Genomic DNA, 8,674 nt, shown 5'->3' with positions numbered 1-8,674 from the left:
TGGGAGGTGTGGTGGGCACAAGTACAGGAGAGTGGAATTAAGCCATTGCAAGAGTTCGCACGAAAACTGAGTCCTTATCTTCACGGCATTATCGCATCGGCAAGTTATCCGCTTAACACCTGCACATTGGAAGGGATAAACAACAAGATAAAACTAATCAAGCGAATGGGATATGGGTATCGAGATACAGACTACTTCTTCTTGAAGATAAAAGCGGCTTTCCCCGGAAAGCCGCGATGAACCTTTTTTTATTACCTAGAATTCGCCTGTGACTTGTATAAAAGCCAATAGCTAAACCTCGATCAATATTGTTTTAGTGAGAAAAAGGTAGAGTAAAAAGGTCGATGAAAGGAGAGTGGAATGGATATCTGGTTACTGATTGCTTTGCTGCTAATGAGCTTGTTCTTGGTGGTGATCGTGGTTGCATCAAACAGAAATACCAATAATCTCAAAGGTAATCTTGTTATCTCACTTGTCGCAATACTAGCCAGCGTTCTGGTTTGGTCGCAGATGAAGCAAATGACTCCTCAACTTTCTTCCGATGACGACAATAGTTACACGGCAACAGACTTCAAAAATGAACTTCAACAAAGCCTTAAGCAAGATCCTAATCAATCAGATCTGTGGTTTAAATTAGGTGGTATCTATATGCAGAAAGGGGAACTCGACGCAGCCTATACTTGTTACGACTACGCGATTCGTTTAGAACCAGAGGCGCCTTCTGGACTTTATGCGGCTAAAGCGAGCGCCTTGTATTACCTGAGTTCACAGGCGATGAGTGATGATGTGAAAGGGTTACTAAAGCAATCTATGGGGCTTGATCCCAACGATCGTACGGCATTGATGTTGATAGCGACCGATCACTTCATCAGCATGCGCTATCAACAAGCGATCGACGCATGGATTCAAATCCTCGACTCTAACCAGAAAGGTATTGATCGTGTCTCTATCATTCATTCGATCAACCAAGCTAAACAGATGATTCATTAAGCTTGGTATCACCTCAAACCTCTAAGTTATTTACTTTCCTGCATCTCAATTAAACCGCCAGCGTTGTGGATCTGTGTAAACCCTTGAGCTTTTAAATACTGGTAAGCTTGTCCTGAGCGGTTACCACTGCGGCAATATAAAACGATAGGCTGAGCTTTGTCTATGCTAGCAAAGTGGGTAGCGACTTCAGAAAGAGGGTAGTTAATCGCATTATCTAGATGACCTTGCTTGAACTCTTCTGGTGTCCTTACATCAACCACAAGCGCGCCTTCCCCTATCATTTCCCACCCTGTTTCTGCTCGTTCTGAGGCGTGAAGTCCTGAACTTAATAGTGCGATGCATAATGCTGAAAGCGAAAGTAAGTGCTTCATTCTTTGTTCCTTGAATTAGCTAAAAGGTAATGTGAAGTTGGGACGGTTGAGCGTGCCCAAATCTAAAAAAACCAGCCACACTACTATAGTGTGACTGGTTTTCTCTTATTGGTCTATTTGGCGGAACTAGTATTCGTAGCTAGCTTCACGCTTTTCAGCTTGCTCTTCCCACTTAGGTACCACTGTGTCTAAGAAGTGTTGCTTCTCAGCATTCATTTTATCCATATCCATTCCTAGCGCTTTTTGAGCCGCTTCCTTGGTTGAGATATCTGGAATCTCGATTGGATCGGTAATGCCTTTCTTCGCTAATAGACGAACAATCTTAGTACGCGCGTCTGCTGCACGGTCGACAGCTGTACCTAGAACTTCTAGAGCAACTTCTGGTGCATGCATATGAACACCATGAGATGCGATAGCGTAGTCCCAACGCCATTGAGCATGACGGATATCTTGTAAGATAGGTGCCATCTCTTGTTCTGTTGCGCCTGCTTCCCATGCTGCGCCAGCTTCAAAGTGAGCGGCTACGATTTGTTTCTCAGCAGTAAGCTTCATGTTTAGTACTTGCGCTTTACGGCTTGAAACGATGTTACGCATGGTCTCTTTAGATTGAGTATGGCAGTTAGCACAGGTGTCTTCGAAGCGGTCAAACGGGTTACCTACCTTGTGGTCGGTATAAACGGTGCCATCTTCTTTCATCACTTTAGGCATATGACAGTCAACACAAGCAACGTTGTTCTTGCCGTGAATGCCTTCGCGCCAAGTTTCGTAACCTGGGTGCTGAGCTTTTAGCATCGGTGCTTTAGAGACTTTGTGAGTCCAATCTTTAAAACCGATCTCATCGTAGTACTCTTCCATTTGCTCAACACGAGTGCCTTTATCCCAAGGGAACTTAACGCCTTTCGTTGGACCAGTGAAATAGTATTCCACGTGGCACTGTGCACAAACAGAGGTTTGTTGATCAAAGCGCCCCTGTTCCTCAAAGTTCTTGCCGATCGCGTCGAATGCACGCTCAACGTAAGGACGAGTAACTTTTAGTGCTGGTTCGCCATTCTTAAAGCCTTCGCTCTGAGTATCATGACAGTCAGCACAACCAATAGGATTGACAATTTCACTGCCAAGACGAGCCCATTTACCTTCGAAGTAGCTGTCTTCACCACGCTCTTCAATTACACGAGCTACGTCTGGGCTTTTACAGCTCCAACACGCCATTGGCATTGGGCCAGAGTTTTCGTCGGTTGGTCCGCCAGTACGAAGGGTTTGTCTTACATCGTCAACCGCATAAAAGTGGCCGCGGGCTTTGTTGTAGTCTTTCGCGAAACCGTAGCCAGCCCATAGAATAACCATGTTTGGATCTTCTTTTAGTGCGTCTTCAATGGCTTCGCTCTCTGACGTTTGTCTCCATGAATGATATTGATCAGGGTGGTTTTGCTCGAACTGGTCGTTACGAGGATCACCAATTTCTTTTTGTTCAGACGCAGCAAAACTGGTCGCGCTTGCGAGTGACGCGCTAACTATTAATAGTGCTGTGACCGAATTACGTATCCAATGCTTTTTCACAGTGATATCTCCAATATACTGATTTTTATACCAAGCGTTGTGAGTTTGCTATTCAAATTAAGAATTGGAGAATTGCTGTTTATATTAATTCATAAATAAACACATTTTGTTACGAGTCGGGTGTTTGCTTGTTTTAGATCAATTAATGGTAGTGACTTTAATCACGTTGAAGTTTATATAACCCTAAAGGGGTATGTGAGTGGTAGGTAGCAAGAAATTAATTGAGAATTATTATCATATATAACAGTGGATTAGCGAGTATGTCCCTGTAATAAATAGGGTGATTGTGTTCACATATTACCCGTTGCATATTTCGCATTACCCAATTAGGGGTATATCCTAAATATAGAAAGCGTTGTGGCTTATCCAAAATAAGAATTGATATCATTTAAGCGGTAATAATATCGTTTAAGGGTACTTTTGTTTAACCGGAATATTATTTAGTTGAGAGTTAAATAATGCCGGTATAAGGAAAGGATAAAATGGGCAATATTAAATTGGCCATAGTCATAATGCTTAAATCCCTTCTAGCATTCTGCCTCTATGGTTATTCCATTCATGCTGTTGCGGAGCCCGCTGTTACGCCAGTAGGGGAGTCAACAAGGCATGAAGTCGAATTAATACGTGACAAAGATTACAAGTGTGTTCAATGCCATAAAGATTCTAAAGAAACGGTATTTGGTTCACACGGTGAGAGTGCGCACGCTTTACTTGGTCGTGAAGTGAATTGTACCGATTGTCATAGTTCTATTGGCCCCGATCACCGTGATGGCGCACCTGAGGTGGTGAAGTATCGCGCGGCTCAATCACAACCTGGAACTGAAAAGGTTTTCCTCGATCCTAGCTTAATCCTAGATGCCAACAGCCAGTGTATAGATTGTCACAAGCCTGATGATCTGCGCGAAGCAAGTTGGACCCATGACGTACACGCACAAAACTTAACGTGTTCAAACTGTCACGACGTACATGCGAGTGAAGCGAAGGTGCTTGGCTTAGATAAGAAGCAAACCATCAAGCTGTGTGTGGATTGCCATTCAGACTTCAACCAGAAGAAAGAAGGGGAGTAATCTATGAGCTGCTCAAGAAGAAACTTTTTAGCTGGCGCGGGTGCCGTGATCTTCACAACGGGTGTTGCGGGCACTGCAGCAGTCACTAGCCGTAAAACACTGGCTAATGTACAGGAAGATGGTACTAAACGTTACGGAATGGTTCATGACGAAACTGCGTGTATTGGTTGTACTGCCTGTACTGAGGCGTGCCGTGAAGTGAACAAAGTCCCTGAAGGCGTATCGCGATTAGAAATTATTAAGAGCGAGCCTCAAGGCGAGTACCCAAATGTTGATTACCGTTTCACTCGTAACTCTTGCCAACATTGTGATAACGCTCCTTGTGTGATGGTTTGTCCTACAGGGGCGGCCTACAAAGATGAGAAGACAGGCATTGTTGATGTGCATAAAGAGAAGTGTGTGGGCTGTGGCTACTGTCTACTTGCTTGTCCATATCAAGTGCGCTTCTTCCATCCTGAAAATAAGTCGGCCGACAAATGTAACTTCTGTCGTGATACCAATCTAGCACAAGGTAAATTGCCTGCTTGTGTTGAATCTTGCCCTACCAATGCGCTGATATTTGGCGATTTAAATGACCCTAAGAGTGAGATTAATCAGGTGCTTAAATCAGAGGTGGTTTACAGAGATAAAGCTTATCTAGGTACCCAGCCAAAACTCTATAAAGTGCCACACCAAAAAGGGGAGATTTGATTATGAGTGCATGGGCTACAGCTTTCCAATCAGGCACCGTGGTATGGGATTGGATCATTGCTATTTATCTATTTTTAGCAGGTATGTCAGCGGGTGCTGTCATGATCTCGATCTACCTTAAAAGAAAGGTGATTGATGGGGATCCTGCAAATAATGGTGTTTTAAAGGCAACGGCATTTCTAGCGCCATTTGGGATAATTTCAGGCTTATTGATCTTGGTTTTCCACCTGACGAAACCACTATCGTTTTGGAAGATCATGATCTTCTATAATCCAACGTCTGTGATGTCGATGGGTGTGATCTTATTTCAAGTGTATATGGTGATCCTATTTGTTTGGATCGGCATTATATTCCGTAATCAGATTGCCGTATTCTTGAGTGATCAAGCATGGTTAAAAGGTCGACTAGACTTTGTCAGCAACTGGATTGGCAAACTAGAATCTTTCGAGAATGCTTTTGAAATATTCTTGGCAGTACTTGCGCTATTGCTTGCCGCTTACACTGGTTTCTTACTTTCTGCACTAAATACCTTCCCAATGCTGAATAACCCAGTGTTGCCTATTTTGTTCTTATTCTCGAGTTTATCCTCGGGAGCGGCAGCATGTATTCTATTCGGTGTATTGGTATTTAAGGAGTCACCACATAGTGCCAGTATTTCTTGGATCCACGGCTTCGAACGTCCTGTTGTAATGTTTGAACTGTTTGTTCTTGTCACTTTCTTTACTGGGTTAGTATTTGCTGGTGGTCAAAGTGAGCAGGCAGTATGGAACGCCATAGGCAGTGGTTTCTGGGCGAGTTGGTTCTGGTATGGCGTGATAGGTGTGGGCATGGTTCTACCTTTGTTGCTTAATGCTGTAACACCAACATCGGTTCGCCATAGTACTGTGTATATTTTCTCTGTTACTTCACTGAGCCTGATGGGCGTATTAATGCTAAGAACGTTTGTCCTTTATGCAGGGCAATTAACGTTAGCTTAATTTCGCTCAAGTTAATGAATAAGCAGATGTTGGATACTGAGCATCTGCTTACTAATTCTTTGTTTCTTTGAGTAAAGAAGCTAACTACGGTTTTACTTGGTTTTGCTTAGGTAGAACCTGATTGAGGTGATATGGTCGGTTCTTTGGGGCTGTTTAGTTTAATTTTGGTCGCTGTTCTTAGCAGCATTATCGCTGTGCATTCGATGTATCAAATGCTAACTAAACAAGCACAAAATGTGGCTTTAATTCGTAGTTTCTCCCTTTCAAGCGCTTTGTTTTCCATTGGCGCTATCGTTTTACTCGGCTATGCCTTTGTCAGTGACGACTTTTCCATCCTCTATGTTGCAGAGCATTCTAATACCCAATTACCCACCTTCTTCAAAATGGCGGCTGTGTGGGCTGGGCATGAGGGCTCATTATTATTTTGGGTGTTAACCATTAGCTGTTGGTCGGGTGTGATTGCACTACAAAAGCACTATTCTTCGGAGTATCAGAGCCGCGTATTGTGGGTGATGAATGTATTACTCGCGATATTCGCCTGGTTCACCTTGTTTGCTTCGAATCCGTTTGAATTGAACTCCACCTTGCCACTTGAAGGGCGCGATCTTAACCCTATGCTGCAAGACGTTGGTTTGATATTCCACCCGCCTCTGTTGTATTTGGGTTATGTTGGTTTCTCTGTTGTATTGGCATTTGCCGTGGCCGCTTTGCTGGTGGCTCCGATTGAGTTCGATTGGGTTGCTCATTGTCGCAGTTGGTGTTTAGTCGCTTGGATCTTTTTAACCGCAGGGATCATTCTTGGTTCTTGGTGGGCATACTACGAGCTAGGGTGGGGTGGTTGGTGGTTCTGGGACCCGGTAGAAAATGCCAGCCTATTACCTTGGCTAACATCAACCGCTCTACTGCACAGTTTGGGCGTTGCTCAAGGTAAGCAACAGTTGCTGAAGTGGTCACTTAGCCTTGCTTTCATTACGTTTTGTTTAAGTATCCTCGGTACTTTTATAGTTCGATCTGGCGTTCTCACTTCCGTTCATGCTTTTGCTGTTGACCCAACGAAAGGTATCGCGCTGTTGCTGATACTGGTTTTGGTGTTAGTGAGTTCGTTTTCTCTTCTTATTGTTCGTGGTGAATCTTTCGAGTCGAATCCAATCACCAGTTTTGCTAGCAAAAGTTTTTTGAGCTTAGTCGCGGTACTTATATTTGTACTGGCTACGGCGGTAGTGGTGTTTGGTACCTTCTATCCAATGGTCTTTGAATTGCTTGGCCTTGGAAACATCTCTGTGGGCGCACCTTACTTTAATCTTCTTATTGCGCCTTTGGCTCTGCTTGCGATGGGCGTGATAGGGTTAGCGCCATTACTTAGTATTAAACCTCAAGCATCGAAAGGTGTGGTTGGGTGTATTGCTTTGTTGTCCTCCGGTCTTGGCTTGCTAACTTACATTTTGCAAGTAAGCACGGTCCAAGTGATGGTACTGCTGACATGGTCACTCGCCTTTTGGGTAGTCCTTACTCATGTTTACGGATTAGTGGTAACACGCGATTCTAAGTTTCAACGTAAAGTGTGGGTAATGACAGTAGCGCATATTGGCGTCGCTGTCTTAGCAGTAGGGGCTGCAATGAACAGTTACCACTCTTTTGAACGCAGTTATAAATTGAGTCCTGGAGAGCAGGTAGAGTTCATGGATTGGACGCTTTCGCATCAGGACACTGAGCTCTATGTCGCTTCAAACTTTACGGCTGAAAGAGCGATGCTTACGTTGCGCACCGGTGAGCGAGCGTTTTCTATCAATCCAGAGAGAAGACACTATCAAGTCAGAGTGATGAACATGAGTGAGCCTGCTATGAAGTGGTTCTGGCATGGCGACGTCTATATCACTATGGGAGAGAAAGTCGATTCAACAGCGTATGCATTTCGTGTTCAGTACAAGGCGTATGCACGCTGGATTTGGTTCGGTGGACTGATTTCTATCTTAGGCGCATTGCTTTCGCTGACTCATCGTAAAAAGAAAACCGTTAAGGCGTCACAATATGCATACCAACGTTCGTAACAAACTTATCGTGCTCATTACACTGGCACTGATCGTGGTGTTGGCATTTTTGTTTGCATTAGATAACAAACAGCAAACCACCACTGTATGGACATCACAAAGAGTGTTCCCTGAATTTACATCGACGGCTTTAGTAGATAGTCAAATCATTAAAGCGAAACAGCAGCTAACTCGAGCGGACATCACACAGCACGCTTATCAACTGGTCAATGTATGGGCATCATGGTGCGGGATCTGTAAAACGGAGCATGCGTATTTATTGGAGCTTCAAGACCAAGGTATTCCAATTATTGGACTTAACTACAGAGATAACCCGGCCGCTGCTCTTAATGTGCTATCGAGTGATGGAAACCCTTATTCAAAAGTGATTAGCGATTCTCAAGGTAAGCTAGCGCTCGAACTTGGTGTAATAGGGACTCCAGAGACATACTTGGTTGATGCCAAAGGAAATATTGTGAAGAAGTTCATGGGCGTAATTAATGAATCTGTATGGCAAGATGAGCTCGCCTTATATTTTGATGGTGTGGATGGATGATGAGATCTTTAGCCCAAATAATATTATTCGTCTCTATGATTATCGCGATAAGTTTACCGGCATCCGCAGAAGATTTGTTTGTTCCCAGTGATAAGAACACCAGTATTCAAGTTGAACTGTTTGAGTTTGAAAGCCCCGACCAACAGCAGCGCGCCATTGCTTTAGCAAAGACACTGCGCTGTCCTCAATGCCAAAACCAGAACCTGATTGAATCAAACTCTCCGATTGCAAAGGACTTACGCCTTGTTGTATTTAATATGGTGAAAGCAGGGAAGAGTAATCATGAAATTACTCAATATATGACAGAAAGGTTTGGTGAGTTTGTACTTTATAAACCAGCGATGAGCGTTTCAAACTTATTACTTTGGCTGCAACCAAGCCTATTATTTTTGCTATTTATATATTTATCAGTAAAAAGTGTTGGAAAGCGCTCATAAAA

10 protein-coding genes are annotated in these 8,674 nt (G+C 43.6%); 8 read left to right on the top strand and 2 right to left on the bottom strand.

Annotation, left to right across the window (positions count from 1 at the left end; genetic code table 11):
• Together L1D11_RS13965 and L1D11_RS13960 are read left to right on the top strand one after the other, a co-directional pair.
• A partial coding sequence (locus tag L1D11_RS13965; protein ID WP_239834706.1) for a transposase occupies nucleotides 1–240 on the top strand: 240 nt, incomplete at its 5' end.
• Between the two features lie 120 nt (nucleotides 241–360).
• A complete protein-coding gene (locus L1D11_RS13960; RefSeq protein WP_239834791.1) occupies nucleotides 361–990 on the top strand; it encodes a tetratricopeptide repeat protein in 630 nt (209 codons plus the stop codon).
• Between the two features lie 26 nt (nucleotides 991–1,016).
• Here L1D11_RS13960 and L1D11_RS13955 read toward each other — a convergent pair whose 3' ends face one another.
• Together L1D11_RS13955 and nrfA are read right to left on the bottom strand one after the other, a co-directional pair.
• On the bottom strand, nucleotides 1,017–1,361 hold the full coding sequence (locus tag L1D11_RS13955) for a rhodanese-like domain-containing protein (protein ID WP_239834790.1): 345 nt from the start codon (nucleotides 1,359–1,361) through the stop codon (nucleotides 1,017–1,019).
• 126 nt (nucleotides 1,362–1,487) lie between these two features.
• On the bottom strand, nucleotides 1,488–2,918 hold the full coding sequence (gene nrfA, locus L1D11_RS13950; protein ID WP_239834792.1) for an ammonia-forming nitrite reductase cytochrome c552 subunit: 1,431 nt from the start codon (nucleotides 2,916–2,918) through the stop codon (nucleotides 1,488–1,490).
• A gap of 482 nt (nucleotides 2,919–3,400) precedes the next feature.
• Here nrfA and nrfB point away from each other — a divergent pair, with 482 nt between their 5' ends.
• From nrfB to L1D11_RS13920, 6 genes are all read left to right on the top strand, one after another.
• Nucleotides 3,401–3,985 (top strand): cytochrome c nitrite reductase pentaheme subunit, encoded by a 585-nt coding sequence (gene nrfB, locus L1D11_RS13945; protein ID WP_008222036.1) that lies wholly within the window; start codon nucleotides 3,401–3,403, stop codon nucleotides 3,983–3,985.
• Between the two features lie 3 nt (nucleotides 3,986–3,988).
• Nucleotides 3,989–4,675: a cytochrome c nitrite reductase Fe-S protein gene (gene nrfC / locus L1D11_RS13940; protein ID WP_017072498.1), complete on the top strand. Its 687-nt coding sequence runs from the start codon at nucleotides 3,989–3,991 to the stop codon at nucleotides 4,673–4,675.
• Nucleotides 4,676–4,677: 2 nt separating this feature from the next.
• Nucleotides 4,678–5,652, top strand: coding sequence for a cytochrome c nitrite reductase subunit NrfD (nrfD, locus tag L1D11_RS13935; RefSeq protein ID WP_171366725.1), 975 nt, complete (start codon nucleotides 4,678–4,680; stop codon nucleotides 5,650–5,652).
• 131 nt (nucleotides 5,653–5,783) lie between these two features.
• Nucleotides 5,784–7,700 carry a heme lyase CcmF/NrfE family subunit gene (locus tag L1D11_RS13930; protein WP_239834675.1) on the top strand — a complete coding sequence of 639 codons (1,917 nt, stop codon included), beginning with the start codon at nucleotides 5,784–5,786 and terminating at the stop codon, nucleotides 7,698–7,700.
• Nucleotides 7,681–8,235 (top strand): DsbE family thiol:disulfide interchange protein, encoded by a 555-nt coding sequence (locus L1D11_RS13925; RefSeq protein WP_239834676.1) that lies wholly within the window; start codon nucleotides 7,681–7,683, stop codon nucleotides 8,233–8,235. The genes L1D11_RS13930 and L1D11_RS13925 overlap by 20 nt, the downstream gene beginning before the upstream one ends.
• Nucleotides 8,232–8,672: a cytochrome c-type biogenesis protein CcmH gene (locus L1D11_RS13920; RefSeq protein ID WP_239834677.1), complete on the top strand. Its 441-nt coding sequence runs from the start codon at nucleotides 8,232–8,234 to the stop codon at nucleotides 8,670–8,672. The genes L1D11_RS13925 and L1D11_RS13920 overlap by 4 nt, the downstream gene beginning before the upstream one ends.
• The last annotated feature ends 2 nt before the right edge of the window (nucleotides 8,673–8,674 follow it).

Origin of the sequence: Vibrio sp. Isolate32 (assembly GCF_022397955.1) — a bacterium.
Classification (GTDB): Bacteria; Pseudomonadota; Gammaproteobacteria; order Enterobacterales; family Vibrionaceae; genus Vibrio.
The sequence above is the reverse complement of the archived record's forward strand: the minus strand, read 5'-3'. Positions and strand labels throughout refer to the sequence as shown.